Here is a 25862-nt window from a genome sequence, read left to right on the forward strand (position 1 = left end):
GGGCACTCCAACATCTCCACGACGCTGAACACGTACAGCCATGTCCTGCCCGGTCTCCAGGAGGCGGCTGCGTCCGCGTTCTCGGACTTGCTTCAACTCGGTGATGTCGTTTGGAGCCACGAAGATTAGCATGAGATTTGCAAGTTGCGGTTTTCCAACAAGTGGATAGAGGAGAATCCTTGATATGACGCGGTTTTTAGAGGTTCGTGTACGGGATAAACTGGGGTGGATCAAACGAAAGTTTTGCATGTCACGGTTCTGTCGAATTCGATCTTTTGCCCTAACCCCGCACGTGATCGCGCGCAGGGAACGCGCCACCGCACGCGGTAGGCCATATTCCAAAAAGAGCCGCCTCGCGAAGAGGCGGCAAGCGCGGATTGGGGTTCATGCACGAACCGCTTAAGCACAGGTCCAGCGCACTCTCACTGTAGCACCGAAACGTAAAGGCCAGGTGACGGCGTTGTGAAGAGGATGTTGAAAGATTTTGAAGTTCTCTGAGGGATGCGGACTCGGCCGAACGGTTGTCACAGGATTGACACATGTTCACCCGCGGGACGGACCAAGCTGCGGGCGATTTGCGGTACACTGGGACCAGTCATCATCTACTTGTGCACACAGGAGCCACGCCGCGGTCACGCCGTGGCTTTTGTGTTGTTCCCCACAAAAATCTACACAAACCTCACACGTCCTTAACATTCACCCGGTATTGTGTTCTGCGGAATCTTGCGTGTCTTGAGGATAGAGAGATCGGAAACGGCATAGGATTGGGAGGAGACAAGTCGTGGGCAAGTCCATGACGGTACGCCGCTTAAACGCATGGTACGGCGCACACCAGGTGTTGCACAATATTGACATGGACATCGAGGAGAACCGCGTGACCGCCATCATCGGTCCGTCGGGCTGCGGAAAGTCGACATTCATTCGGTGCCTGAATCGCATGCACGAAACCCATCCCCAGGCCCGTGTGGAAGGCGATATCCGACTGGCCGATGAGTCGCTGTTTGATCTGGATCCGGTCGACGTCCGCCGGATGGTGGGCATGGTCTTTCAGAAGCCGAACCCATTCCCCACGATGTCGATCTTCGACAATATCGCGATTGGATTGAAACTGGCGGGCATCCGGCGCCCGAGCGAACTGCGGGATCGCGTGGAGCGGGCGCTGCGCATGGCGGCGCTGTGGGACGAGGTGAAAGATCGCCTGGCCAAGCCCGCGACGGCGCTGTCGGGCGGCCAGCAGCAGCGCCTCTGCATCGCCCGCGCGCTCGCCGTGGAACCGGAAGTGTTGCTGATGGACGAGCCTGCTTCCGCCTTGGACCCCATCTCGACCATGCGCATCGAAGAGCTGATCGAAGAGATCAAGCAGACGTACACCATCGTGATCGTGACGCACAACATGCAACAGGCGGCCCGCATCGCGGACAAGACGGCATTTTTCTACCAGGGCCATCTCATCGAGATGGACGACACCTCGCAAATGTTCACGAAGCCGAAGGACAAGCGCACGGAAGATTACATCACCGGCCGATTTGGATGACAGGTCGAATCTCGCATGAACGAAGGGACGAGCCGTATGCAGCAACGCCAAGCCTTTGACATCGCCCTCAAGGAACTGAAGATGAAGCTCCTGCACATGGGTGGGGACGTGCAGGAGTCCATCCGCCACGCGGTGGCGGCTGTGCTGAAACATGACGAGGCGCTCGCAGAACGCGTCATCGAACGGGATCGGGAGGTCAATCGCCAGGACCACGAAATTGAGGACTTGTGCATCCGCCTCATCGCCACCCAACAGCCTGTGGCCGGCGATCTCCGCAGAATTGTCGCGGGCATGCGGCTCGCCGTGGATCTGGAACGGATGGGGGACCTCGCCGTCGACCTCGCGAAAACCGCCCTGCGCCTGGCGGCGCCCCCCATGCCCGATGTGGCGCGTCGCCTGCAGGAGATGGCGGAAGCGGTCGACAGCATGGTGTCCGAGGCACTGAACGCCTACGTGAACAGCGACGCGGATGCGGCGCGCAGATTGGCGGAAATGGACGACGCGGTCGATCGCGACTATCGACTGCTCGTGGAAGAACTCTTCGCCGATGGGCCTGACGCGAGCGGAACCCCCCAGCAGCGCATGCTCATCGCGTTCTGCGGCCGTTACCTCGAACGCATCGGCGATCACGTCACCAACATTGGCGAGAGCGTCCTCTACATCCTGACGGGCGAGCGGTCCGATCTGAACTGACGTCGACAAGCCTCGACGATTCGCGAGAAACTTGTGACATAACCGTCAAAGACGGACGCCCATGCTCCGTCTGCCGCGCCGCGCGACGTGGTAGACTGGAAGCAGATGATCATGGCTAGGAGGGTGTTGTGGTGGAAAGGAAGAAAGCCGCGCAAGATCCCGTCCAGCGCCTGTTGACGTTCGTCCAATACCTCGAAAAAGCCGCGTTTGCTGCGTCCGTCGCCATTCTCGCCGGCACCGCGGGCTACGTGACCATACACGCCGTCTCCTGACGGTGGCTCGGCGCGAGAAGGCGCCGAGATCGAGAAAAGGGAGGGAGCGCGGCTCCGCCGCGCCACCTCCCTTTTGTCTCCTCACCCGTTCTGCCCGATGACCCGGCGGGCGCCGATGTAGTGGTCGGCCCAATACGGATCCGACAGGCTGTCGATCTCGACGGACGTGCTCGCCGCATTGATGAACTGGCCATTGCCGAGATAGATCCCGTCGTGTGACGGGCCGCTCCCGTATGTATCAAAAAACACGATATCCCCCGGTTCCAGATCACCCTCAGAAACCGGGACGCCCACCTCATACTGCGCGTAACTCGTCCGCGGCAGCTGAATGTAAAAGTGGGCATAAACGTACTGAATCAATCCTGAGCAGTCGAAGGCCGATGGGCCATTCGCCCCCCACTCGTACGGATCTCCGAGGAAAGTCCGCGCATAGTCGGCCACTGCAAACCCAAGCGCGCTCTGGGTGAGGGGCGCATTCCACGACCCGGGCGAACTTCCGCGGCTGGACAGAGACGCTGGTTTGGCGGCAGAGTTCACGGAGGAGAAAAGGGCCTTCGGACTCGAAACCCGGAGCGATTCGCCGGGGTGGATGGCGCTGGACGAGGTCAGGCCGTTCCACGCTTCGAGCTGCGACACGGTGATGTGAAACTTCTCGCTGATGGACCACAGCGAGTCACCAGGCTCAACGACGTACGTGGACGCTTCTGAGCGGGACGAGGAAGGTGCAGACGACGATGCAGAGGTGGAACCGCCTTGGGAGACCACGAGGACCTGCCCAGGGTGAATGACGTCGGACGAAAGATGGTTCCACAACTCCAATTGGCGGACAGTCACATGAAACTTGGCCGCGATTCCGTAGAGGCTGTCGCCAGCGCGCACGGTGTACGTCGCGGACGAAGCCAACGCCGTGGCCGGTACGAAGGAAACCCCCAGGCACGCGGCCAACCAACCTACGCTTGCTGCGATTCGAGAGCGCACTCGCCAAAGCCCCTTTGCTCCACAGAGATGCTTGCTTCGGGGCCTATTATACCGGGCACTCCCGAGTTCGACAATCGTATTTTCATAGATTTGCGAACAACTTCGAACATCAGGACGATTTTTGCCCCATGGTGTCCAATTCAGCCGAACGCGCGTGGGCCTGACAAGTTTCCGGAGGGCCGCGAGTCCGATACAATGGAAGAGGGTTGAAAAATGAAAGGAGTCACATCATGGCGATTGACGAGAACGCTTTTCGCAAGGCCTTGGCCCGATTCGCCAGCGGCGTGACCGTGATCACAGCGGCCGCCGAGGGCGAGATGGGCGGGATCACCGTCTCGGCCTTCTGCTCGCTGTCGCTGCGCCCGCCGCTCGTCCTCGCGTGCATCGACGAGCGCGCCAGCATTCTTCCACTTCTTCGCCGATCCGGCGCGTTCGCGGTCAACATTCTGTCCGATGAACAATCCGGCCTTTCGAACCAGTTCGCGAGTAAGATGTCCGACAAGTTTCAGGGCGTCTCGCACGATATCGGCCCGTTGGGCCAGCCGCTCCTCGCGGGCGCGCAGGCTCACCTCGTTTGCACGCTCGTTCACGAATGGGAAGGTGGAGATCACCGCGTCCTCGTCGGACAAGTCGAAGCGGCATCCGTCGACGAATCGCGAACGCCGCTCCTCTACTACGCGAGCCAGTACGGCTCGTTTCACCCTCTCTCCTGAAGCACAAGCGGAGCCGCGGCCGGCGCCTCGTGCCCCAAGGCTTGATGACGCTCCCAAGCGCGAGCGAGGCACGAGGACACGTACGACGCGGCTCCGGGCTTCCCCAACTCGACAGCCCGCAGCCGCATCGCGCCTTGCGTCTCCTCGGACCAATGCGCAAATAGATGGTCGAGATCGGCGAGGGTGCTTGCAATCCGTCCGGCGCCGAGCCGCTCGATGCACCTCGCGTTTTCCCGCTCCTGCCCCGGCAGCGGCTTGTAAAACACCATGGGCGTGCCGGATGCCAGGCACTCGGCGATGGTCACGCCGCCCGCCTTGGCAATGACAAACTCCGCTTGCTGAAGATGGCTGGCCACATCGTCGGTAAAGCCGATGGGGTGAATCCTCGCGTGGCCCGCTCGCTCCGCAAATGCCTTCACTCGCTCCAGCATTCGCGCGTTTCGACCGCACATGACCTCGATGACGTGATCGGGAAAGTGGCGAATGAGTCGCTCAAGCACGCCCTCGTACTGCGGGAACACCCCGCGCCCCCCGGTCAAGAGCACGATGCGACGCGCACCGTCGAGGCGAGAAAGCGCACATCGGCGAAACTGGTCCCGCACCGGGATTCCGCCCACCTCCACGCGGACATCCGGGCGGAAGCGGCGCACGTGCGCCGCTGCTTCGTGCGTCGGCACCACCACGAGATCCGCGTTCGCATGAACCCATCGACTGTGCACGGCGAAATCCGTGAGCACCACGGCCACCACAGGCCGCGGCCCGGGCGGCAACTTCGCCAGCGCGTGGTCGGGGAACAGTTGCACGATCACGTCCGGATGAAATTCGTGAATCGCTCGCCACGCGGCCCTGCGCGAAAAACGCGCCAAGAACGCCCACAGAGGGTGACGAATGGAGAAATTTCTCGTCCAATCGTAACTCCAGCCGTAGAGCGCAGGCGCGTAACGCGTGGTCCATTCGAAAATTCGCTCGTTGATCCTCGCGAGCGATGCGCTGGTCTGCCGAAACGTATCCACCGCCCGGACTTCCGCACCGAGATCCCGCGTGAGAGCTTCCGAAAGCGCTCGCGCCACCTGCACATGCCCGTCGCCAAATGAAGCGTAGAGCAAGAGACACTTCATGAGTCCAGGGACACGACCTCGCCGCGGCCTTGGTCGTCGGTCATCACGCCCTCGCGCGCGGAGAGCGCGCCTTCGCCGAACATCTCGATGATCTTTTGTTTGGAAGCGACGACGAGCTTCGGCTGCAACACGTCTCGATGCGTCTGCAGGATATGATCCGCGTCCGGATTGACCATTTTCAGGATATTCGTCAGGTGCCAACTGGTCACGGCGCGCACGAATGGATTGCGGAGCGGGTACGTGTGAAAACCGAAGTGCTCGATCCCGCGGTGAATCATCGTGATCCCGTACAACACCTGGGCGTCCCGAAATTTCTCGTGCTGAACGGCCCTCGCGAGCGCCGGCATCGAGACGCGTGCTTGCCTCAAGAGCCGCACAATGGCCCGCACGATGTTGGTATCCTCGCGAAGCGCCCGTTCGATGAGCGCGTTGTTCATGTGCATCTCCACGACGGGATCGCCCGGGCGAACCACAATCCCGTCAACCTCGAAGGTCCGACCGAGATACCGACGGCGGGCAACGAAAAACAGGTGCTCTGTGCCGGGCTCGAGTTCCTCCAGGTGCAGAGCGCGATGAAATAAGGCTTCCCATGCATCAAAGACCGCCCGCGCTGCCCGATTTGGCATGGTCTCCCCTCCCTACTCGCATTCCGACGCGAGCACGAATGTGTATCCGCGTCTGCGCACTTCCTCGACCACGGCCGGGATGGCCGCAATCACGCTTTCCGGCGCACCGCGCTCTGCGCCCGGGGACTCATCGCTGTCGTGGAGCACAATCACCGAGCGCGCGTCGAGCTTGGCAAGAATGCGGCGCGCCAGCTCCTCTGGAGGTGTCCGGCGCCAGTCGCCCACCATGACGCTCCACAACAGCATCGACATGCGCGATCGCCTGAGCATCACGAGCGTCGCCAGGTTGCACGCTCCCCAGGTCGGCCGGTAGACCCGGGGGTCAATGCCGAACCGCTGCGCCAAGATGTCCCTGGCCCCCACGCATTGGCGCGCCGTGAGTCCGGGGGGCAACAGCGGCACAAACCAATGGCGATACCCATGCACCTGCACTTCGTGCCCCTCCGCCAGCATCCGTTCGACAATCTCGGGATGACGGAGGGCGTGCTCGGCGATCACGAAGAACGTGGCTCTCGCTCCCGCTTCCCTGAGCGCGTTCAGAAGCCGGGGCGTGTACACGGGATGAGGGCCATCGTCAAAGGTGAGCGCCACGCACCCGGGCTTCGGCGTTCTGCGAATGCAGGAACGCCCCAAGCCCCGCGTCCAGACGAAAGGCAGCCCCGCGTACACCACCAGGACGGCGAGGACCACGGCGACCAACCACCCGATCACGGCGCTCCCTCTCACGTCGGAAGAAGCTCGGGCGGCCACTCCGGCGACACGGAGCGGCACGGAAGCTTCTTCGTGGCATACAGCATGATCTTTTGCGCGATGCGCTCCGCCGCGCCACAGCTCGGCATCGCGCTGCACGCCTCGCGCATGCGGCTCAGGATGGACGGGTCTTCGCGCACCGAGAGCAAGAACGCCTGAGCTTCCGCCGGAGACTTCACGCACACCGCCACACCCGCCTGCTCGGCGAACCGCGCATTCGCCTCCTCCTGACCTGGAATCGGCCGATAGATGAGGAGGGGCAGGCGCATCGCGATGGACTCCGTCAGCGTCAGCCCGCCCGGCTTCGTGACGATGAGATCCGCCATCGCCATGAACTTCTCGATCTCGTTGGTATACCCGAACACGCGGACGCGCTCGCTCTGAATCGCGGAGAAGCGGCGCTCCAGTCGACGATTGTGGCCACAGATGATGAGGTACTGCATGCCCGACTCGGGGATGAACGACTCCCACACGCCGGGATCGGCCAGAATCCCGCTGCCGCCTCCCATGAGCAAGATGATAGGGATGTCTTCTTGAAAACCGATTGAACGAATCAGTTCAGACCGATGCGCCAAAAGGCGCTGGACGTTTTCCTCTCGGAACTTCCGGCGCAGCGGGATCCCCACGACGTCCACCGCGTCCTCAGGAATCCCGTACGAGACGAGATCGCGCTTCACCTCATCGGTCGCGACGAAGTAATGGTCCGCGAAGTCGTGATACCATTGGCGATGAGCCGTGTAATCCGTCACGATGGCCAGGTTCGGGATGTCGATTTTCCCCGCGCGGCGCAGTTCGCCGACGACCCCCATTGGCGTCGGAAACGTGCTCGCGATGCAGTCAGGCCGGTAATACGCGATGTACTCCTGGATGCGCTCGATGCCGATGTGGTTGACATACCGCTGAAGGGCGGAATCCGGGTCGATCCGCGACATGGATTTATAAAAAAGGCCGTACAAACCCGGCGCCCGCTTCACTCCCTGAATCAGGCTGAACTTTGCAAACGAGCGCAGCGCTGGATTCAAGAGCCCGACGTAGTCGACCACTTCCACTTCGGCATCTTTTTCCTTGAGCGCCTCCATCACGGCGTACGCCGCCTGGTTGTGCCCCGAGCCAAAGGACGCGGTCATCAGCAAAACGCGGCGCATTCGTCTCGCCCCCTCAAATCTTCCACAGCTCTATTCTAAACTTGAAGGATTCACCGGACAACTGAAGAAGACCATCGATGGCCAAAAGAACAAAGCGGAGAAGGCATGCCGCACACCTTCTCCGCTTATGGTATTCGTTGTCCGGGCCGAATAGCCGAACGAAATTCGAGTTACGCCGCGGATCGCCCGCCCCGCGCCGAGGATCGCCACACCACAAAGCGGACGACGAGCTGGATGATGAGGATCAGCATGAGCAGGACAAATCCGGCCGCATACGCCAGTTGGCGGGCCTGCGCGTAAGGCTCATCCAGGTACGTGTAGGCGACGTACGTCAGATACCCCACCTGCGAATGGGTCAGCGCGAGCGACGGATTGTTCGAGTTCCATCCCGCGGTGTAGAGAAGCGGAGCGGTCTCGCCGAGGCCAATGGCGATGGCGAGCAAAAGACCCGTGGCCATCCCAGAGGCAGCGGGCCGCCATACCGTCTTCAAGATGGCCTGCGTTCGTGTCATCCCGAGAGCCCAGGCCGCCTCGCGCTGCAACAGAGGTACCTGCTGCAGGCTGGTGTCCGTCGTTCGAAGAATGTAGGGCAACATGATGAGCGTCAGCGCCACACCGCCCGCCAGCGCGGAAAATCCCCAATGGAAACGCAGGACCAGCAGCAAATAGCCGAAGTAGCCGATCACGATAGAGGGCACGCCCGACAGCACCTCGGCCACAAACCGGATGGCGGCGGCGAGGCGCGGCGGCGCAAACTCGGACGTGAAAATTCCACCCAGGATGCCGAGCGGCGCGGCGAACACCACGCCGATGAACACGAGCTCAAAGGTGCCCAAGATGGCGTTCTCCAAGCCGCCCGCGATCCCTTGCGTGGGCTCAAACAGCATCGAGAAGCGAAACGAGCGAATCCCTTCCCACATGACCGATCCGACGAGATCGACGAGACCAAACAGAACAAGCGCAAACGCCAGCCAGGCGAGTCCCCAACCGAGCGCGCTTTTCCACTTCCGCCGACGTCTCCTCATGACGCAACCACCCCTTCTCGACGCCGCGGGCGCACCAACCAACGAGCCACGAGATTGGTGGCGAGCGTAATGGCGAGAAGAAGCAGCGCAAGTTCGGACAGCGCATGGACCGCCATCCCCGACGCGTCCGTCTCGGCGCTGTCCAACTGGTTCGCGATGAACGCGGCCATCGTGGAAATCGGGCTATACAGGTTCTGCGGCAAGATGTTCGTCGCGTTGCCGGACACCATCAGGACCGCCATGGTCTCGCCCATCGCGCGACCCCAACCGAGCGCGACGGCGCCGATGAAACCTTCGCGGATGTACGGCAGGGCAATGTAACGCACCACTTCCCACGACGTCATCCCAATCCCGAGCCCGCCCTCGCGCGCGAGGACCGGCACCTGTTCGAGCAGATCGCGCGTCGTCGCCGTGATGATAGGCACAATCATCATGGCGAGCACGATGCCGCTCGCCAGCAGGCTGTAGCCCGTCCCCGTCTGTCCGCCGAAGAATGGGATGAAGCCCAGGATGGACTTAAGGAACGGCGCGAAGGCGTTCGCAATCCACGGCACCAGCACAAGGATGCCCCACAGGCCGATCACGACGCTCGGAATGCCCGCCAACAGCTCCACCAGGATGTTGAGTAGGAAGCCGAGTGGCCCGCGCACGCGGTAGGCAAGAATCAGCGCGGTCCCGACCGAGACCGGCACCGCAATGATGAGCGCGATGATGGAGGACAACAGCGTGCCGACGATGAACACAAGTGCGCCGTAGGACGCGCCGGCGGGCGCCGTGATGCCGTTTCTGTGCGTCAGGGCCCCGTACAGGTTCCCCATGTCCCAGCGCGTTTCGGTGAGAAAGTGAATCCCCATGAAGCGAATGGTCGGAATCGATTCAACCAAGACGATGGCGGCAATGGAGACCAAGAACACGGCAGGGCTGGCGGCCCCGATGGCCGCCAGCACCCGAAACCCGCGATCCCAGGCCTTGGCCGCTCTTGAAACCTTGCGCACGGCATGCCCTCCTGGTTTCTATCGGTGTCAGCCTTTGATCTTCTGGATCTGCGCCTCACTCTTGGCGTGCACGCTCGTCGGGAGCGGCAGGAAGTGCACCGGCGTCAGGAACTTCGCGCTGTTGCCCTCGGACGGGTTGATGGCCCAATCCAAGAACGCCTTCAGTGCGTCGGCTTTCGCCGCATTCGGCTGATCGTCCTTCACGATGAGGTATTCGAAGTTGATGATGGGATACGAGTTGGCACCCGGCTCGTCGATGAGCGAGATCCGCTCGTCGGCCGGCACGCTCTTCACGCCCTCCTGGGCAGCGGCCTGAATGGTCGCGCTGGTGGGCAGGACGTACTTGCCAGCCTTATTTTCGAGCGCCGCGTAGCCGAGTCCCTGTTGGACGGCCTTGTCCAGCCAGCTGATGCCCACATAGCCAACGGAGTACGGCGTCTTCGAGAGGGCGGCCACGACGCCCTGGTTGCCCTTGGCGCCAATCTCCGTCTGCAAACCAGGCCACGAGATGGTCGTGCCGTAGCCGTAGTTCTGGTTCCACTCGGCGCTCGACTTGCTCAGGTACTGCGTGAAGAGGAACGTGTCGCCGGAGCCGTCCGAGCGCACCACAGGCTTGATCACCTGGTGCGGAAGCTTCACGCCCGGGTTCAGCGCCTTGATCTTCGCGTCGTCCCAGTACTGGATCTTGCCCTCATAAATCTCGGCGAGCACCTGGCCGTTCAGGTGGAGATGGCCCTTCACGCCAGGCAGGTTGTACATGATCTGCTGCGCCGAGATGGCCACCGGGATGTTCAGCATATCCGGATGCTGCTGAATCTGGGCGTCCGCCATGTACGCGTCCGACGCGCCGATATCCACCGTGCCGGCGATGGCATCGGAGATGCCCGTTCCGCTGCCGGTCGACGCGGCCGTCATTTGCACGTCAGGATGAAGCTTATGGTAGGCAGGAATCCACTGCGCGTTAAAGAGCGGATACAAAAGCGACGATCCCGTCTCGGTGAGCGTGACGTTCGCCACGCTGGCCGCCTGTTGGGACGAGTTGCTTGGCGCCGTGTTCTGCGCCGAGGAAGACGAATTCGACGTTCCGCAACCCGCCACCACGCCGACCGCGGCGACAGCCGCCAGACCCGCAAACCACTTCGAACGCAACTTCACGCAAAGGTCCCCCTTATCGTCTTCTTTGCTACGTAGTTTGTCACGCAAGCGGCGGAACAAACCGCTGCCTTCAGGAATGAGCGTACCAAGGGGATGTGAAGGCGCATTGGAGAGATGCTGAATTTGGTGTGAAGATTTGTCCGATGGGGCTTTACAAACTTTACGGTGCATTTACAAACGGGGCAGGCGCCTCGCTCAATCCAGGCGCCCCGATGCAGAGAGGAACTGTGCCAGCCACGTGGCGAACCGGTCCGGTTGTTCCAGGTGCGGTGTATGACCCGCGCCGTCGATGGCGACGTGCACGGCGTTGGGAAGGCGAGATTGCATGCGTTCGGCAATCCCTGTGAACTTCGCATCCAGCGCCCCCGTAACCAGGGCGACGGGCATCGTCAGCCGGCCTAACGCGTCCCAATACGACGGCTGTCGCCCCGTCCCCAACCCGCGCAGGCTCTGCGCATAGCCGCGCGCGCTGCCCGAACGCCGAATCGCGCGCTGGCGCGCCTTCTCCACGTCCGGCAGCCCTTCGTGCGTCGCAAAGATGGGGCGTCGCTCCCATTCGGAGACGAACCAGTCCAGACCGCGCGCTTCGATCTCGTCCGCCAACCGATCGTCCTCGTGCCTTCGCGCCTCGCGCTCACTCGCATCTTCGATGCCCGGCGACGCGGACTCCAACACGAGCGCGCGCACACGGTGAGGACGAGAGATGGCAAACGCGAGCGCGACGCGCCCGCCCATCGAATACCCCACCACTCGGCACGACGGAATCCCGAGCTCATCGAGCAGCGCGTCGAGATCGCGCACGGTTTCGTCCATGGAAAGGCGCGCCGCGTCATCGGGCACGTCACTTGCGCCGTGCCCCAGAAGGTCGGGCAAGATGGCGGACGGCCGGCAGCCCAAGCTTGCGAGCCGTTCCAGGACGGGTACAAACACGTCGCCCGCGCCGGTGAAGCCGTGCAGGAACAGACACGGCTCGCCGCCGGGGACAAGCCGGTACGCGTATCGAACGCCGCGGATCAAAGCCACGCGCTTCATCGGGCACCCACGCCCATCGCGCTCGCGAGCCGCGCGACGAGATCGCGGTAGACCCGTGGGCTCTCCTCGTTTGGAAAGCGGGCCTCCACCACCGTGAGCCCCGGGCGCTCCATTCCTTCGCGCAGGCCGGTCATCAGGGCATTGGCATCGCCCGCGCACACGTACGTGCCCCCGTACGCGCGCACGATGGGCGCGAAGTCCAGCTCGTGCGGCGTGGTGAACCAGTCGATCGCGTCGGGCCTCTCCGCCTGCGCCAGATGGCGGAAGATCCCGCCGCCGCCGTTGTGCACAAGCACCACGACGAACGGAGACGACAGTTCGCGAGCCGCGGCGAGCCCGTTCAAATCGTGGTAAAACGACACGTCTCCAATGGCGAGGAGCGTCGGTCGTCCGGAGGCGACGGCGTGGCCGAGCGCCGTAGATATCACGCCGTCGATCCCGCTGGCGCCGCGATTTCCATAAGCTTCAACCCCCGCCCTCGGCAGCGCCAGGGCGTCAGCATCCCGAATGGGTCGGCTGTTGCCGAGCACGAGCACGTGACCCGGGTTCAGGGCCTCGACCGCCATCCGCACCGCCTCGCCCTCAAACCAGGGCAGGAATTCCCGGAGCGCGCGCCGCGCGGCGTCGGATGCGTGCCGCCAGGCCGCCCGGTACTCGCTCCAGTCCCCGAGCGCGCCGGGCACCTCATGAAGCCACGGCGTCGGATCGCCGATGACCACGTGCGTGGCCTGGTGTCCGCTGTCGCGATACAGGGGCGTCTCGTCGAACACCACGAATTCCGCCCGCGCTTTGCGCAGCCACGAGGAGAGCGCCTTGGACGTCGGCTCGCCGCCGAAGCGCAGGACGAGATCCGGGGGTTCAGGGGCAGCGCCCGCGCGGAGGACGAGATCGTAATGCGGCACGCTCGCCTCGCTATCGCGGCACTGGCTCAGGATGTCCGCCAGCAGGGGAATGCCGGACGCGCCGGCGAATCGAGCCACACCTTGCGCGAGCGGGCCGGGCCGCATCGGGCCGGTGACGATCACGGGGCGTCTGGCGCGGGAAAGCGCCTCCTCCACCTGGGCGAGCGCGGATGGCGCGCAAGGCGCTCCGGCGGCAGGCTGCCCATGAATGGCGGGGAGCTCCGCGAGCCCCGCGGAATCGCTCCTTCGGGGAGGCAAAAGGGGTTCCCGAAACGGCACATTGACGTGCACCGGCCCCTCGGGGACGCTCCTCGCGGCGAGCCCTGCGCGCATCGCCAGGCCTCGCAGGTCGAGCGCGAGGTCGGATCTGTCCTCGGGCACGGGCGTTTCACAGGCCCACTTCACATGAGCGCCGAACAGGTTCGGTTGGCGGATGGTCTGATTCGCCCCGACCTCGCGCAGCTCCGCCGGCCGATCCGCCGTCAGCACGACGAGCGGCACGCGCGAGAAGTAGGCCTCGACGACCGCGGGGTACAGATTGGCGACCGCCGTGCCCGACGTGCAGACCACGGCCACCGGCTCTCCCGACTGGCGAGCCATGCCAAGCGCGAAAAAGGCGGCGGATCGCTCGTCCATGTGGGAGACGAGTTCCAGACCGCCGTGCTCGAGGAGCGCAAAGACGAGCGGCGTGTTGCGCGATCCCGGCGAGATGACCGCGCGCCTCACTCCGCTCGCGTACAACCCATCCACCAGCGCGTGCACAGGCCACAGGTCCGGATTCAAGGCCCTACCTCCTCCTGAACGCCCAACGCCTCCCGCATCGGCCTGAGTTTGAGTTCGCTCTCCTCCCACTCGGCGACCGGATCCGAGCCCTCGACAATCCCGCAGCCCGCGAAGAGCGCGGCTTCCCCGGCGTCGACGAAGGCCGAGCGCAAGCACACGTCGAGTTCGCCCTCCCCCTCGGCGTACGTGCCAAACGCACCCGCGTAATACCCGCGCGGCCAGCCTTCGTGGGCCGTCACGTAACTGGTGGCCTCCCGCTGAGGCGTTCCGGCCACCGCTGGCGTCGGGTGGAGCGTCTTCGCCACATCGAGGAGTCCCACGCCGGGCTTCAGCCGACCTGTCACCCGCGTCCGCAGATGCTGCACGTTCGCCAATTTCAGCACCGCGGGCCCCGCCTCTGCCTCCACGCGCTCACACAGCGGCGCGATGGATTGCAGGACGTGATCGACCACCGCTCGGTGCTCCCTTTGATTCTTCGCACTCGCGAGCAGCTCGTCCTCGAGCTGGCGATCTTCCTCGTCGCTCCGCCCTCTGCGCGCCGTCCCGGCGAGACAGTCGATCTCGACCGCCTGACCCCGGACCGCGCACAGCCGCTCCGGGCTTGCGGACAAAAGCCATCTACCCTGCCAGGAGAGCGCGAAGACATGGCTGTCCGGATACCGTGAAGCGAGGATCTCGAGCGCCTCGTCCAGCGGGCGCGTGACGCGGCCGGTGACGAAGCGGGCGACGACCACCTTGCTGAGCCGCCCCTGACCAATCTCTCGGAGCGCGCGATGGACCTTGTCCGCGAACCGGCGAAAGTCCTCGGGCTCTTCGAACGCCGGGCGTTCCCCTGAGGTGTCCTCTCCGTGGACGTCGAGGAGGTCCATCACGTCGGTCCGCACGTCCATCTCGTCGGCGCCGCGAGGCGGAATGTAGAGCACCTCCGCCACGTCCGAAGAAGGCGCCTTGGTGAGGTACAGCCTTGGCGCAAACCAGATGGACTTCGGCCAAGCCGCCCATATCCCGAGCGGAAGGGCACGGAAATCGAACGGAACAGCCCCAAACCAAGGAAGGCCCGGCGGAAGTTTTTCCTCCGCAAAGCGAGCCTTCAGATCGTCCCAGTCGTCGTCCGCGCTCGCCACCAGCCGTCGGTATACGCCCACCCCAAAACGCTCATCCCCGCTCGGCGGACGGCTGTAGACGGCGGGCTCCCAGCGATGCCAGTGCGCGAGCGACGCAAGCGAGCGATCAAACGGAACGCGCAGCCGAACGGGCAGGTCGGACTGCCCGCGCGCCGACGCCTCGGTAAACGCCTCGACGATTCGCGCCATGAGGCTTTGTCGCAGCGCTTCTCGCGCCGTCACGCTCATCCCTGCATCACCCACTTTCTCATCTCGTAGCGCATCAGCTTCCCGGACGCCGTGCGGGGCAGCGCATCGACTTGCCGAATTTCGGCGGGCACCTTGTAATGCGCGAGCCGAGCGCGGAGCTCCTCGCGAAGCGCGCGCGCCATCTCGTCCGTGAGCACCTTGCCTGGCTCCAGCACGACGAACGCCACAGGTACCTGTCCCCACTCGTCGTCCGGTTTTCCCACGACTCCGGCGTCCACCACGCCGGGGAGCGCGAGCATCTGCGACTCGATCTCGGCCGGATACACGTTTTCCCCGCCCGACACGATGAGATCCGCGCGCCTGTCCAACACGTACAAAAAACCCTCTTCGTCGAAACGCCCGATGTCCCCGGTGTGAAGCCATCCCCCGGCCAGCGCGCGTTCGGTCTCCTCTTTTCTGTTATAATAACCAGCGAATACAGTCGGGCCCTGCACGAGGATCTCGCCCTCGACTCCAGGCTCCGTCGTGGGCCCGTCCGGGCCTTGCACGGCGATGCGTGTGTTGGCCAGCGGGCGCCCGGACGACCCCATCTTGCGCAGCGCGTCGGCCAGGTCAATGGTCGCCACCTGCGTGTTCGTCTCCGTGAGCCCGTAGCTCTGCGCAACCGGCAGGCCGAGTTCGAGCGCGCGCTCCAGCACAGGGCGAGGACAGCCCGCTCCGCCCAACAGGATGGCTCGAAGCCGCGGCGGATACGGCCCACGCCGAAGCTTCAGAATCCGCGCGAGCATCGTCGGCACAAGCGACACCAGCGTGATCTCGCCGGAGGCCAAGGCGCGATCGACCCGTTCCGCGTCGAACCGATCGTGTACGACGGCCGTCGTGCCGTAGATGAGACTCCGCATCAGCACGCCCATGCCGCCGACGTGAAAAAGCGGCATAGGGACGAGCCAGTGCTCGTCCGGATCGAGGCCGAATTGAAGTGCCGACGCCATCGCGCTGTACCAATGGTTTTGGTAGGTGATCATGGCGCCTTTGGGCCTGCCCGTGGTGCCGCTCGTGTACACGATGGCGTGCACCGATGGAAGCGACACGTCAACGGACGCGATGGACGCGGGCTCCGCGTGCGACGCCTCGGCCTCCCAAGCGCGTTCCGACAGGACGACGGTCTGCACGGAGCGCGACACCATGCCCGCCACCTGAGAGGCGAGCGGCGCCGCCGATTCGTCGCAGAGCACAAACGACGCCCCGCAGTCCTCGAGTTGATACGCCAGCTCGCTCGGCTGAAGGCGCCAGTTGAGCGGCACCAGGACGGCGCGAAGCAACATCAGCGCGTGCAGGCAGAGCGCGTGCATGAGGCCTTGGTGACACATCACGCCGACGCGATCGCCCGGGCGGACGCCGAGCGCGAACGCCCGGGCCGCCATGGACCTCGCCGCGGCGTACAGCTCGGCGTAGGTGATGGCGCGATGGTCCGACCGAAGCGCCACGCGCCCGGGCCTGCGCTCCGCGTGGAGCGACAGCCAATCCGGCAGGAAGGCGACGGGCGCCTGCGCTCTCTCTAGATTCATGATGGCCGTTCACCCCCCGCCTTCAAACGCGGTTGTCGACAGGCGTGGACTCGCCGCTTCAGGGCAGCCGCGGGAACTTGCTGAAATCCGGTGGACGCTTTTCGAGGAACGCGCGGGCGCCCTCCTTCGCCTCGTCCGTCATGTAGTACAGCATCGTGGCGTCGCCCGCAAACTGCTGCAGCCCGGCCGCGCCGTCTGTGTCCGCGTTGAACGCCGCTTTCAGGAAACGGATGGCAATCGGGCTCTTCTCCAGGATTTCCTTCGCCCAGCGGATCGATTCTTCCTCAAGCCGCTCGAGCGGAACCACCGCGTTCACAAGCCCCATCTGCAGGGCTTCCTGGGCGTTGTACTGCCGACAGAGGAACCAGATTTCCTTCGCCTTCTTCTGGCCCACGAGCCGCGAGAGAAGCGAGACGCCGTAGCCGCCGTCGAAGCTGCCGACCTTTGGCCCCACCTGGCCGAACACGGCGTTCTCCGCCGCAATGGTCAGGTCACAGCAGACGTGGAGCACGTGGCCACCGCCGATGGCGTAGCCCGCCACCACGGCGATGACCGGCTTCGGCAGCGTGCGGATGAGCCGCTGCAGATCCAACACGTTCAGCCTCGGCACTCCGTCACCGCCGACGTAACCACCGTGGCCGCGCACGCGCTGATCGCCGCCGGAGCAGAACGCCTCGTCCCCCTGGCCGCGCAACAGCACCACGCCGGTGGAGCTGTCCTCGCGGATATGTTGAAACGCGTCGATCATCTCCATCACGGTCTCCGGTCGAAACGCGTTTCGGACCTCCGGGCGGTTGATGGTGACCCTCGCGATGCCTTCGGCCCGCTCGTAGATGATGTCCGTGTACTCTTTGACTCGCTCCCAATTGAGCGCCATGGAAAAGCCTCCTCGCGCAAAGTGGTTTAGGCCCTGTTCATGTCCGATCTCGCCGATTGACGCGAACTCATTATAGACCTTGTCCCATGGGGCTGCAAAAGCCATGGACGGTTGCCGGAGAGAGGGACGAGTGGTAGGATCACGAGGGACTCGTGTGTTGTTGAACCGCGATACGGACGCGGAGTTTGAGCGTCCTGCCTTGCGAGGTGAATCGAATTGACAGGTGCGAGCCGCCTGCGCGTGTGGTGGCGCGTCCTGCGCCCGTTTACCCTTACGGCGAGTATCGTTCCCGTGATTGTCGGCACCGCGGTCGCCGTGCCGTCGTATCCGTTTCACGTGTGGCGCTTTGTCGCCATGCTGTTGGCCTCGATGCTGATTCAGTCGGCAACCAATATGTTTAATGAATACTACGATTATCAGCGCGGCTTGGACGACGAGCGCATGGTGGGCATCGCGGGGACCATCGTGCGAGATGGCGTTCCGCCGAAGGTGGTGCTCCGTCTGGGATTTGCGTTTCTCGCCGCCGCGCTCCTTTTGGGCGTGTACCTCTGCGCGACGACCAGCTGGTGGCTGGCCTTGGTGGGCGTGTTGTGCATGGCCGTGGGGTACTTCTACTCGGGCGGCCCGGTGCCTCTCGCCTACACGCCGTTTGGCGAGATCGCCGCTGCCACCGCGATGGGACCGACCATCGTGCTGATTGCGTTCTACCTGCAGAGTGGGACCGTCACGCTGCGGGCGCTGTGGGTGTCCATCCCGATTGGTCTGCTGATTGGCGCCATCCTGTTCGCCAACAACATGCGCGACATGGCGCAGGACGCCGAAGGCGGCCGGCGCACGATGGTCATCCTCATCGGCCGGGAGCGGGGCCGCGTGTTGTTCGCGAGCGTGTTTGTGGCCGCATATCTCGTCGTGGTGGCGATGGTGGCCCTTGGCGTGCTGACGCCGTTCGCGCTCCTCGTGCTTTTGACGGTGCCGACGGCGGTCTACGTGGTTCGCCTGTACTACCAGTACACGGAGCCGGCCAAACTCCACAAGGCCGTGAAGGGCACGTCCAACCTCCTGTTTCGGTTTGGCGTCCTGATGGTGTGCGCGTTCCTCGTCTCCACCCTCCGCTTCTGAGCTTTGAAACACGAGCGGGCTGCCGAGCGATTCGGCAACCCGCCTTTTTCATGCCCCTTCGATGGCGCCCTGCGCCTTCTTGGCGTCCGCCAAGCGCCACGGATGACTGTACACGTTGAAGGCCCGGCCGCGCACAAAACCGATGGCCGTGATGTTCAGTTCCTCGGCGAGATCGACGGCGAGCAGCGTCGGAGCTCCTCGGGCGATCACGACGCCCACACCGATCTTGGCGACCTTGAGCAACACCTCGGACGAGATCCGGCCGCTGAACGCCACGGCGGTGCCGGACAACCTCTCGCCGGCCCGGAGGCAGTGGCCGTAGATCTTGTCGAGCGCGTTGTGGCGGCCAATGTCGGCCCTCGCCAAGACGAGCTGTCCTTCACGCACCAGCGCCGCCACGTGCACACCGCCCGTTTCCTCGAACAGCCCGGACGACGCGTCGAGGAGATCCATCGCCCGAAACACGTCGTCCGCCGAGAGCGACACCGGATCCTCGACGGGTCGCGCGGTCAGGGCGTCGCTCTGGAAATAGAAGCTCTGTCGCCCCTTCCCGCAACAAGACCCGATGTACCGTTTGTTGTAAAGCGCCGGGGAAAGCACCGCGCCGGACTTCGTCTGTACACGGGCCGTTCCCGTCCACAGGCTCACCCGAATCGACTCGACGTCGTCCACGTCGCGGATGACGCCTTCCGAAGCGAGAAAGCCATACACCAGGTCCTCCGCGTAGGTCGGCGTGCACACGAGCGTCGAGAACTCCTCGCCGTTGACGAACAGCGTGAGTGCGAATTCCGTCGCGATCACGTCCTCCTCCTGCCGATACTCCCCGGACCGATATCGGAGCACGAAGCGCCTCCGCGTTTCCGCTCCCCCAAAGCGCGACACGCCATTCACACCTCAGGCCCCCTGTCCTTGTGCGCCGACTCACCCGGCTCGGCGAGCCCGCTGCCCATGCCCTTCAGGAAGGCGAACAGCATAGCGAGCGAGCGACCGACGTCCGGATCGCGCAGCGCCCTAAGGACATCATACACCCCCATTCGCGCGTTTGCCTCGCCCTCGGCGGCGCGCTCGAGGCCCCTGGCCACCGCGTGAAACACGCGCTCCATGTCTTCGGGCGGGACGACGCTCAAAAACTGAACGATGCCTATCAGGTTCTTGAGCCCGTCCGTCACCCCTTTGCGCGAAATCGCATGGACGACCACGCGGAGCACGTCGTCTCCCTGCTCGACCAAAGCCCGCACGATGGGGATGAGCCCCTTCTCCTCGCACGCCTGGAGCAGCCTGAGCCCGTCCACGATGCCATCCGCGCTCTTCAGCACGGCCTCTTCCACGCGCGCCTGCGCCTCGCGCCGCTCGTCCCGCGGCTCGCGCACAATCTGTTGAATCGGTTGCGCCATGGTCTCACCCCCTCGCCTTTTCCTTCGCCGCCTCGGCCACCGGCACGTAACCGCGCCGCGACCACTTCCGTTCGACGCGCACGCCGGATTGCGGATTCGGCCTGTGCATCCGGAAGTTGAACCGTGTCATCGGGCTTTCCCCACGCGGCCGAATCACTTCCATCCGCACCTGCAGCTCCTTGTACGCCGGCGTGTGCGTCGTCTCGTCCGACTCGCTCGACGTGAGGATGTTGATGGCCTCTTCATCGTTGGACGTGTTCATCGGCAAATACATTTGCTTGCCCTTGACTCGATCCGTCACCACGACGGGAAGCTTCAACTCGCCGTACGGCGAGATGAGGCGAACCAACGCCCCCGTCTCGATGCCCCGCTCCTTGGCGAGTTCTGGCGACACCTCGAGGTACGTCGTCGGCACCTTTTCCTTGAGGCCGTGGACGCGATAGGTTAGATTCCCCTCGTGGAAGTGCTCGAGCATGCGGCCGTTGTTGAGATGGAGATCATACTCCGGTTCAAACGCGGTCGGTTCGATCCACCTGGCGGGAACGAGCCGCGCCTTCCCATTCGGGAACGGGAAACCGTTCGTGTAGAGCAGCGGCGTATCGGTCCCGTCGGGATGAACCGGCCACTGCAGGCTGCGATAGCCCTCCAGTCGATCCCAGCGAACCCCCTGCATCAGCGCCGCCAAGCTCGCCATTTCCTCGAGGATTTCGGACGGGTGCGCGTACGTCCAGTTGGCGCCCAGGCGATTGGCGAGATCGCGCAGAATGACCCAGTCCGGGCGAGATTCGCCGAGCGGTTCGAACACCTGGTACAGGCGCTGGATGCGCCGTTCCGTGTTCGTGAACGTGCCCTCCTTCTCCAGGCTCGGGCTCGCGGCGAGCACCACGTCGGCGTACTCAGCAGTCTTGCTGAAGAACACGTCGATCACGACGAGCAGATCCAGCTTCGCAAACGCCTCGCGGACGTAGTGCGAATTCGAGTCGACGAGCGCCATCTCCTCGCCCTGAATGATAAGGGCCCGAAGTTTGCCCTCGTGAATCGCGTCCACCATCTCGTGGTTGTCGAGCCCCTTGCTCGTCGGCAGCTCCACGACCCAGGCCGTCTCGTACTTGGCTCGCACGGCCGGATCATCGACGCGCTCGTAGCCCGGCATGTACACCGGGCTGCAGCCCATGTCGCCCGCCCCTTGGACGTTGTTGTGGCCTCGGAGCGGATAGGCCCCGGTGCCTGGGCGCCCGACGTTCCCCGTGACGAGCAGGAGGTTGCAGATGGCGGTGCTGGTCTCGCTGCCCCCCTTGTGCTGCGTCACGCCCATCGCCCAACAGATGCAGGTGGACTTGGCCTCATGGATCATCGTGGCGATCTGAATCACGGTGTCGCGCGGCACGCCCGTCACGCGCTCGGCGTACTCGAGCGTATACGGCTCGAGCGAGCGGACGAAATCTTCAAAACCGTCGACGCGATCGCGCACGAAGTCGGCGTCGTGCCAACCCTGGTCGATGATGTACCTCGTCACGGCCGAGATGAGCACCAGATCGGTTCCAGGATTCGGCCGGACGAACAGGTCGGCGCGGTGCGCCATATCGTGTTCGCGAAGGTCGATCACGATGTGCTTCTGGCCGTACTTCTTCTTGGCCCGCCGCATGCGGGTCGAGAAGACGGGGTGGGACTCGGCCGGGTTCGCGCCAATGATGATGAGCAGATCGGCCATGGCGAGATCGTGGAGCGAGCCGGTGTCGCCGCCGTAACCCATGGTCCGGCGCAGACCCTCGGTGGCGGGCGACTGGCAGTACCGTGAACAGTTGTCGATGTTGTTCGTGTGGAGAACGGCGCGGGCGAGTTTTTGCATCAGGTAGTTTTCCTCGTTGGTGCACTTCGAGGACGAGATCAATGCGATGGCATCGTCGCCGTATTGCTGGCGGATTTCCGTCAGGCGCTTCGCGACGAAGTCCAAGGCCTCGTCCCACGACACCTCATGAAACGCGTCGCCCTTGCGGATGAGGGGCTTCGTGAGGCGGTCCGGGCTATTCACAAAATCCCAGCCGAACTTTCCCTTGACGCAGGTGGAGATCTGGTTGGTCGGCGCCTCCATCTGCGGTTCGACCTTCAGGATGTCCCGGTCCTTCGTCCAGATGTCAAACGAGCAGCCCACGCCGCAGTACGTGCACACGGTCTTCGTGCGCTTGATGCGGGAATTCCGCATGTGGCTCTCGATCTCGGAGATGGCAAAGATGGCGCGGTAGCCGGGCTCCACCGCCTTCGTCACGTCGATCATCCGCTGCAGCGGCTCCGGTTCGATGCCCGTGAGGAATCCAGCCTTGCCGAGCATCGACTTCTCCATGAGCGCATTGCAGGGGCAGACGGTCACGCAGTGGCCGCACGAGACGCACGACGACTCGTTGATGGGGACGTCATTGTCCCAGATGACGCGCGGAATCTCGCGATCCCAGTCGATGGAAAGCACTTCACTGACCTGCAGGTTCTGACACGCCTCGACGCATCGCCCGCAGAGGATGCACTGGCTCGGATCGTACCGGTAGAACGGGTGCGACATGTCGACTTCGTACGGCTTCTCGCGGAACGGGTACGACTGATGGTCGATGTCCATCGCCATCGTGGTGTTGTGCACCACGCAGTTGCCGTTGTTGTTGTCGCAGACCGTGCAGTAGAGGTCGTGGTTTTTCAGGATGCGATCCATCGCCTCCTTGCGCGCGTACCGCGCGGCCACGGATTTGGTGCGGACCGACATGCCCTCGACGACCGGGGTCGCGCACGCCCGGACGAGATCGCCATTCACCTCTACCATGCACGTGTCGCAGGTCTCGATGGGGCCAAGCGCAGGATGATAACAGATGTGGGGAAAGTCTAGGCCAGCCGCCAACATCGCCTGCAGGATGGTCTCCCCCTCGGTCGCCGTCAGGGGCGATCCGTCCAGCGTGAAGGTTCGCTTCAAATCAACGCTCATCTCGATCCCTCCTGCACTCGGGTGATCACACGTCTTCCATTAGGATGCCCAATTGGTTGGCAACCGTTCAGTTCCAGGCGGGCGGCTGCCGCAAACCTTCCACCACCACCTTCCAGTTTGTTTCCGGGCGATCGCAGCGAAAGCCCCGACAGACGAAGTACTGCGGAGTTCCATCTCCGGCCATCGGGTACATGGCCACGTCGCCGCGCGCGTCACTCGTCAGCCAGACCGCCTCCGGCAGCTCCATGGCCCCGAGTTCCCTGGCCCGCAACGCCGCTTCCTCCTGTGGCGCCGCGATGACGATTTCCGTGGATCCCACTTCGCTCATCATGGCCGCGGTCACCAGCCACAGGCAGTCCATGGGCGCTGACGCGATGTCCCCGCCAAACGCGCGGACGAGGCCATCCAGCCGATCCGCATATTCGGCGTCGCCCGTCAGCGCGTGCAAAATCCACAAGTTGTGCGCCGACTGGCTGTTGGCGGACGGCATCGCGCCGTCATACACGGGCTTCGGCACCGCGATGAGCGACTCCGCATCTCGGCCGTAAAACGTGTACCCGCCCTGGGCCTTGTCCCAAAAGAGGGCATCCTGCACCGCCTGCCAATGCCGGGCGCGATCCAGATACGCGCGGTCGAGCGTGGCGCGATACAGCTCCAGATACGCGGCGACGAGATAGGCGTGATCGTCCGCGTACGCGAAGATACCGGCCTCGCCGTCCCGATACCGCGCGAGGAGCCTGCCGTCGTCGGCGCGCATCAAGATGCGCTCGATGGCCGCCACCACCTCCCTGGCCCGGTCCACCCACGCCGTCTCTTTGCACGCGAGGCCAGCGCGCGCAAGCCCATACGCCATGAGCGCATTCCAAGCCGTCAGGCACTTGTCGTCAATGGCCGGGCGTTCGCGCGCGTCCCGAACCGCGCGCAGCTTCTCGTTGAGGGCGTCGAGCTTCTGCCAGAGTTCCTCTTCGGTCATGCCGCGAGAAGCCGCGAACGCCGCCGGATCCTGATCGATGTAGTTGGGCACATTCGCCCCTTCGAAGTTGCCGGCTTCCGTAATGTCGTAGAAGGCGTTGTACAGTTCGCCGTCTTCAGGGCCGAGCGCCGCGATCACGTCCTCCGGCCGCCAGAAGTAAAAGCGGCCCTCGCCGCCCGACGAGTCTGCGTCCACCGCGCTGTAGTACAGACCCTCGGGCGATCGCATCTCGCGTTCGAAAAACGCGACGGTCTGCCGGACGAAGCGCAGGAATGCCGGATCTTTGGCGTGGGCGTAGGCGTCTGCGTACGCGGCGAGCGCCAGCGCGTTGTCGTACAACATCTTCTCGAAGTGCGGCACGCGCCAGAACGGGTCCGTGCTGTAGCGCGCCATGCCGCCGCCGACGTGATCGACAATGCCGCCACGCTGAATGGCGCGAAGCGTGGACAACGCCATGGCAGCCGCGCGCTCGCTCGGGCGCAGGCGCGCGTAGCGCAGCAAAAATTGGACGCGGTGGAACGTGGGGAACTTCGGCGCCGGGCCGAATCCGCCGTACTCCGTGTCGAACGTCGCTTCCAGGGCCTCATACGCTCGATCCGCCGCTTCCCGGCCGCGCGCTTCACCCGCTTGGCCCTCGAACAGGGGCTGCATGCGCTCCGCCATCGATCGGCTCGCCCGCTCCAGCCGCGCGCGATCCGTCTGCCACAGCCTGGCGATCTCCTGCAGGATCTGAATCAGCCCCGGCCGCCCGTACCGCGGCGTCTTGGGAAAGTAAGTTCCGGCGAAAAACGGATGGCCGTCGGGCGTCATGATGATGGTGAGCGGCCATCCCCCCTCACCTTGCAAGGCCTGGCAATAGGTCATGTAGATGTGATCGATGTCCGGCCGCTCCTCGCGGTCGACTTTGATGGCGACGTAGTGGGCATTGAGAATGGCGGCCACAGTCTCATCCTCGAAGGATTCGTGGGCCATCACGTGACACCAATGGCAGGTCGAAGGGAACTCCTTGGGCCCCCGAGGGGGCTACGAATAGCCGATGGACAAAAACACAGGCTTCGACTCGCGCTTGGCTCTCTGAAAGGCTTCTGGACACCAGGGGTACCAGTCGACGGGCTGATGGGCGTGTTGGAGCAGATAAGGCGACTTTTCGTGAATGAGCCGATTCGTGTGCCTCGCGGGACCTGGGTGAACCACGCCGCGCACATCCTTTCTGGATTCGTTTTCCTTCATTCTACCGCAATTCGACGGAGGAAGATACGGGAAGCATGGTTTGGTGGATACCATTTTCTTTCTCTCAAGTTGGGGTGAAGTCCTTCTTTGTGCTCGAAAAACCCTTGCCGCACAAGGGCTCGTGATTCTGCAAAAGGCTCATGCAATAATCCTGCGATTGAAGCCGAAACGTAGGCGGAATATACGAGAAGTTCTTCATTCTATGTGTTGGACGAGACGAATCATATCACGACATTGAATTCCGTTCTCAAATATCGGTTCTTTGTAATGTCGTGTAAAGAAATCGAAATCAACCCCGACGATCCGAAAGCCACATTTTTGATATAAAGCAAGCTGCCCAATGCTGGAGTTACCAGTTCCTATTTCGATTGATTTGTATCCCATTGAGCGAGCTTGTTGAACGGCATGTTGAATGAGCTGTTTGCCATATCCCTGTCCTTGCTTGTCTTCCGCAACGGCAACGTTAACCAATTCGACAATCATAGGCCGGGTTTGAAGGAGCACGTAGCATCCAATCACATTTCCATCAAGCTCACCAACGTATGTAATCCCGCGGGAAATATATTGATTTACCACATCAACGTCTGGGTCTGCTTGAACGAGCAAATCTATAGGTGGTCGTTCAAAATAGGCTAATCGTCTAATAGAAAATTCATTCACAAAAACTCCTCCTGTAATTCTTTGTGATTTCGCATCGTGAGC

At 63.3% G+C, this 25862-nt stretch carries 22 protein-coding genes and 1 pseudogene; 5 read left to right on the plus strand and 18 right to left on the minus strand.

Translation table 11 applies throughout. The features are described 5' to 3' along the window. Positions 1-793 precede the first annotated feature (793 nt). From pstB to AACI_RS16595, 3 genes are all read left to right on the plus strand, one after another. Positions 794-1534, plus strand: coding sequence for a phosphate ABC transporter ATP-binding protein PstB (pstB, locus tag AACI_RS09410; protein WP_148213856.1), 741 nt, complete (start codon positions 794-796; stop codon positions 1532-1534). Between the two features lie 15 nt (positions 1535-1549). Next, complete coding sequence (gene phoU, locus AACI_RS09415) at positions 1550-2227, plus strand: phosphate signaling complex protein PhoU (protein ID WP_148213775.1); 678 nt, start codon at positions 1550-1552, stop codon at positions 2225-2227. Positions 2228-2358: 131 nt separating this feature from the next. Next, positions 2359-2499, plus strand: a complete 141-nt coding sequence (locus AACI_RS16595) for a hypothetical protein (RefSeq protein ID WP_169304833.1) — start codon at positions 2359-2361, stop codon at positions 2497-2499. Between the two features lie 81 nt (positions 2500-2580). Here AACI_RS16595 and AACI_RS09420 read toward each other — a convergent pair whose 3' ends face one another. After that, complete coding sequence (locus AACI_RS09420) at positions 2581-3402, minus strand: C40 family peptidase (RefSeq protein WP_245530526.1); 822 nt, start codon at positions 3400-3402, stop codon at positions 2581-2583. Between the two features lie 305 nt (positions 3403-3707). Here AACI_RS09420 and AACI_RS09425 point away from each other — a divergent pair, with 305 nt between their 5' ends. Next, positions 3708-4190 (plus strand): flavin reductase family protein, encoded by a 483-nt coding sequence (locus AACI_RS09425; protein ID WP_012811200.1) that lies wholly within the window; start codon positions 3708-3710, stop codon positions 4188-4190. On the opposite strand, the gene AACI_RS09430 is transcribed toward AACI_RS09425, so the two are convergent. The 12 genes from AACI_RS09430 to menB form a co-directional block, all read right to left on the minus strand. After that, on the minus strand, positions 4175-5308 hold the full coding sequence (locus AACI_RS09430) for an MGDG synthase family glycosyltransferase (RefSeq protein ID WP_012811201.1): 1134 nt from the start codon (positions 5306-5308) through the stop codon (positions 4175-4177). The genes AACI_RS09425 and AACI_RS09430 overlap by 16 nt on opposite strands. Next, positions 5305-5934 (minus strand): YkoP family protein, encoded by a 630-nt coding sequence (locus tag AACI_RS09435; protein WP_012811202.1) that lies wholly within the window; start codon positions 5932-5934, stop codon positions 5305-5307. The genes AACI_RS09430 and AACI_RS09435 overlap by 4 nt, the downstream gene beginning before the upstream one ends. A 12-nt stretch (positions 5935-5946) precedes the next feature. Next, positions 5947-6645, minus strand: a complete 699-nt coding sequence (locus AACI_RS09440; RefSeq protein ID WP_012811203.1) for a polysaccharide deacetylase family protein — start codon at positions 6643-6645, stop codon at positions 5947-5949. An 11-nt stretch (positions 6646-6656) separates the two neighbouring features. Further along, entirely contained in the window at positions 6657-7829 is a 1173-nt protein-coding gene (locus AACI_RS09445) for an MGDG synthase family glycosyltransferase (protein ID WP_012811204.1), read from the minus strand. A 170-nt stretch (positions 7830-7999) separates the two neighbouring features. Further along, positions 8000-8854, minus strand: a complete 855-nt coding sequence (pstA, locus tag AACI_RS09450) for a phosphate ABC transporter permease PstA (RefSeq protein ID WP_012811205.1) — start codon at positions 8852-8854, stop codon at positions 8000-8002. After that, a complete protein-coding gene (gene pstC, locus AACI_RS09455; RefSeq protein WP_012811206.1) occupies positions 8851-9849 on the minus strand; it encodes a phosphate ABC transporter permease subunit PstC in 999 nt (332 codons plus the stop codon). Before pstC ends, pstA begins: the two co-directional genes overlap by 4 nt. A 27-nt stretch (positions 9850-9876) precedes the next feature. Next, positions 9877-11004 (minus strand): phosphate ABC transporter substrate-binding protein PstS, encoded by a 1128-nt coding sequence (gene pstS, locus AACI_RS09460; RefSeq protein ID WP_012811207.1) that lies wholly within the window; start codon positions 11002-11004, stop codon positions 9877-9879. A 195-nt stretch (positions 11005-11199) separates the two neighbouring features. Further along, the gene (gene menH, locus AACI_RS09465) at positions 11200-12036 is read right to left on the minus strand and encodes a 2-succinyl-6-hydroxy-2,4-cyclohexadiene-1-carboxylate synthase (RefSeq protein ID WP_012811208.1); all 837 of its coding nucleotides are present in this window, start codon (positions 12034-12036) and stop codon (positions 11200-11202) included. Further along, on the minus strand, positions 12033-13721 hold the full coding sequence (gene menD, locus AACI_RS09470; RefSeq protein WP_012811209.1) for a 2-succinyl-5-enolpyruvyl-6-hydroxy-3-cyclohexene-1-carboxylic-acid synthase: 1689 nt from the start codon (positions 13719-13721) through the stop codon (positions 12033-12035). Before menD ends, menH begins: the two co-directional genes overlap by 4 nt. Then, positions 13718-15073, minus strand: a complete 1356-nt coding sequence (locus AACI_RS09475) for an isochorismate synthase (protein ID WP_012811210.1) — start codon at positions 15071-15073, stop codon at positions 13718-13720. The genes menD and AACI_RS09475 overlap by 4 nt, the downstream gene beginning before the upstream one ends. After that, positions 15070-16602 carry an o-succinylbenzoate--CoA ligase gene (gene menE / locus AACI_RS09480; RefSeq protein WP_012811211.1) on the minus strand — a complete coding sequence of 511 codons (1533 nt, stop codon included), beginning with the start codon at positions 16600-16602 and terminating at the stop codon, positions 15070-15072. The genes AACI_RS09475 and menE overlap by 4 nt, the downstream gene beginning before the upstream one ends. Positions 16603-16660: 58 nt before the next feature. Next, complete coding sequence (menB, locus tag AACI_RS09485) at positions 16661-17479, minus strand: 1,4-dihydroxy-2-naphthoyl-CoA synthase (protein WP_012811212.1); 819 nt, start codon at positions 17477-17479, stop codon at positions 16661-16663. Between the two features lie 216 nt (positions 17480-17695). Here menB and AACI_RS09490 point away from each other — a divergent pair, with 216 nt between their 5' ends. Next, entirely contained in the window at positions 17696-18598 is a 903-nt protein-coding gene (locus AACI_RS09490) for a 1,4-dihydroxy-2-naphthoate polyprenyltransferase (protein ID WP_012811213.1), read from the plus strand. A 48-nt stretch (positions 18599-18646) separates the two neighbouring features. On the opposite strand, the gene fdhD is transcribed toward AACI_RS09490, so the two are convergent. The 5 genes and pseudogenes from fdhD to AACI_RS16030 all read right to left on the minus strand — a co-directional run bounded on the left by fdhD (position 18647) and on the right by AACI_RS16030 (position 25820). Beyond that, positions 18647-19489 carry a formate dehydrogenase accessory sulfurtransferase FdhD gene (fdhD, locus tag AACI_RS09495; RefSeq protein WP_012811214.1) on the minus strand — a complete coding sequence of 281 codons (843 nt, stop codon included), beginning with the start codon at positions 19487-19489 and terminating at the stop codon, positions 18647-18649. Continuing rightward, on the minus strand, positions 19486-19992 hold the full coding sequence (locus AACI_RS09500) for a DUF1641 domain-containing protein (RefSeq protein WP_012811215.1): 507 nt from the start codon (positions 19990-19992) through the stop codon (positions 19486-19488). The genes fdhD and AACI_RS09500 overlap by 4 nt, the downstream gene beginning before the upstream one ends. Before the next feature lie 4 nt (positions 19993-19996). Continuing rightward, positions 19997-22957 carry a formate dehydrogenase subunit alpha gene (fdhF, locus tag AACI_RS09505; protein WP_012811216.1) on the minus strand — a complete coding sequence of 987 codons (2961 nt, stop codon included), beginning with the start codon at positions 22955-22957 and terminating at the stop codon, positions 19997-19999. 67 nt (positions 22958-23024) lie between these two features. Then, a pseudogene (locus AACI_RS09510) lies at positions 23025-25214 on the minus strand (thioredoxin domain-containing protein). Positions 25215-25355: 141 nt separating this feature from the next. Beyond that, entirely contained in the window at positions 25356-25820 is a 465-nt protein-coding gene (locus tag AACI_RS16030; RefSeq protein WP_012811218.1) for a GNAT family N-acetyltransferase, read from the minus strand. Positions 25821-25862 lie beyond the last annotated feature (42 nt).

It is taken from the genome of Alicyclobacillus acidocaldarius subsp. acidocaldarius DSM 446 (genome assembly GCF_000024285.1).
GTDB classification, from domain to species: domain Bacteria; phylum Bacillota; class Bacilli; order Alicyclobacillales; family Alicyclobacillaceae; genus Alicyclobacillus; species Alicyclobacillus acidocaldarius.

What these genes read in the sequence shown, in the direction of transcription:
- phoU (WP_148213775.1), top strand. Translation starts at nt 1,550, where the DNA reads ATGAACGAAGGGACGAGCCGTATGCAGCAACGCCAAGCCTTTGACATC.
- pstB (WP_148213856.1), top strand. Translation starts at nt 794, where the DNA reads ATGACGGTACGCCGCTTAAACGCATGGTACGGCGCACACCAGGTGTTG.
- pstA (WP_012811205.1), bottom strand. Translation starts at nt 8,854, where the DNA reads ATGAGGAGACGTCGGCGGAAGTGGAAAAGCGCGCTCGGTTGGGGACTC.
- AACI_RS09430 (WP_012811201.1), bottom strand. Translation starts at nt 5,308, where the DNA reads ATGAAGTGTCTCTTGCTCTACGCTTCATTTGGCGACGGGCATGTGCAG.
- AACI_RS09445 (WP_012811204.1), bottom strand. Translation starts at nt 7,829, where the DNA reads ATGCGCCGCGTTTTGCTGATGACCGCGTCCTTTGGCTCGGGGCACAAC.
- fdhF (WP_012811216.1), bottom strand. Translation starts at nt 22,957, where the DNA reads ATGAGCGTTGATTTGAAGCGAACCTTCACGCTGGACGGATCGCCCCTG.
- AACI_RS09435 (WP_012811202.1), bottom strand. Translation starts at nt 5,934, where the DNA reads ATGCCAAATCGGGCAGCGCGGGCGGTCTTTGATGCATGGGAAGCCTTA.
- menB (WP_012811212.1), bottom strand. Translation starts at nt 17,479, where the DNA reads ATGGCGCTCAATTGGGAGCGAGTCAAAGAGTACACGGACATCATCTAC.
- AACI_RS09500 (WP_012811215.1), bottom strand. Translation starts at nt 19,992, where the DNA reads ATGGCGCAACCGATTCAACAGATTGTGCGCGAGCCGCGGGACGAGCGG.
- AACI_RS09425 (WP_012811200.1), top strand. Translation starts at nt 3,708, where the DNA reads ATGGCGATTGACGAGAACGCTTTTCGCAAGGCCTTGGCCCGATTCGCC.
- menH (WP_012811208.1), bottom strand. Translation starts at nt 12,036, where the DNA reads ATGAAGCGCGTGGCTTTGATCCGCGGCGTTCGATACGCGTACCGGCTT.
- menE (WP_012811211.1), bottom strand. Translation starts at nt 16,602, where the DNA reads ATGAATCTAGAGAGAGCGCAGGCGCCCGTCGCCTTCCTGCCGGATTGG.
- AACI_RS09475 (WP_012811210.1), bottom strand. Translation starts at nt 15,073, where the DNA reads ATGAGCGTGACGGCGCGAGAAGCGCTGCGACAAAGCCTCATGGCGCGA.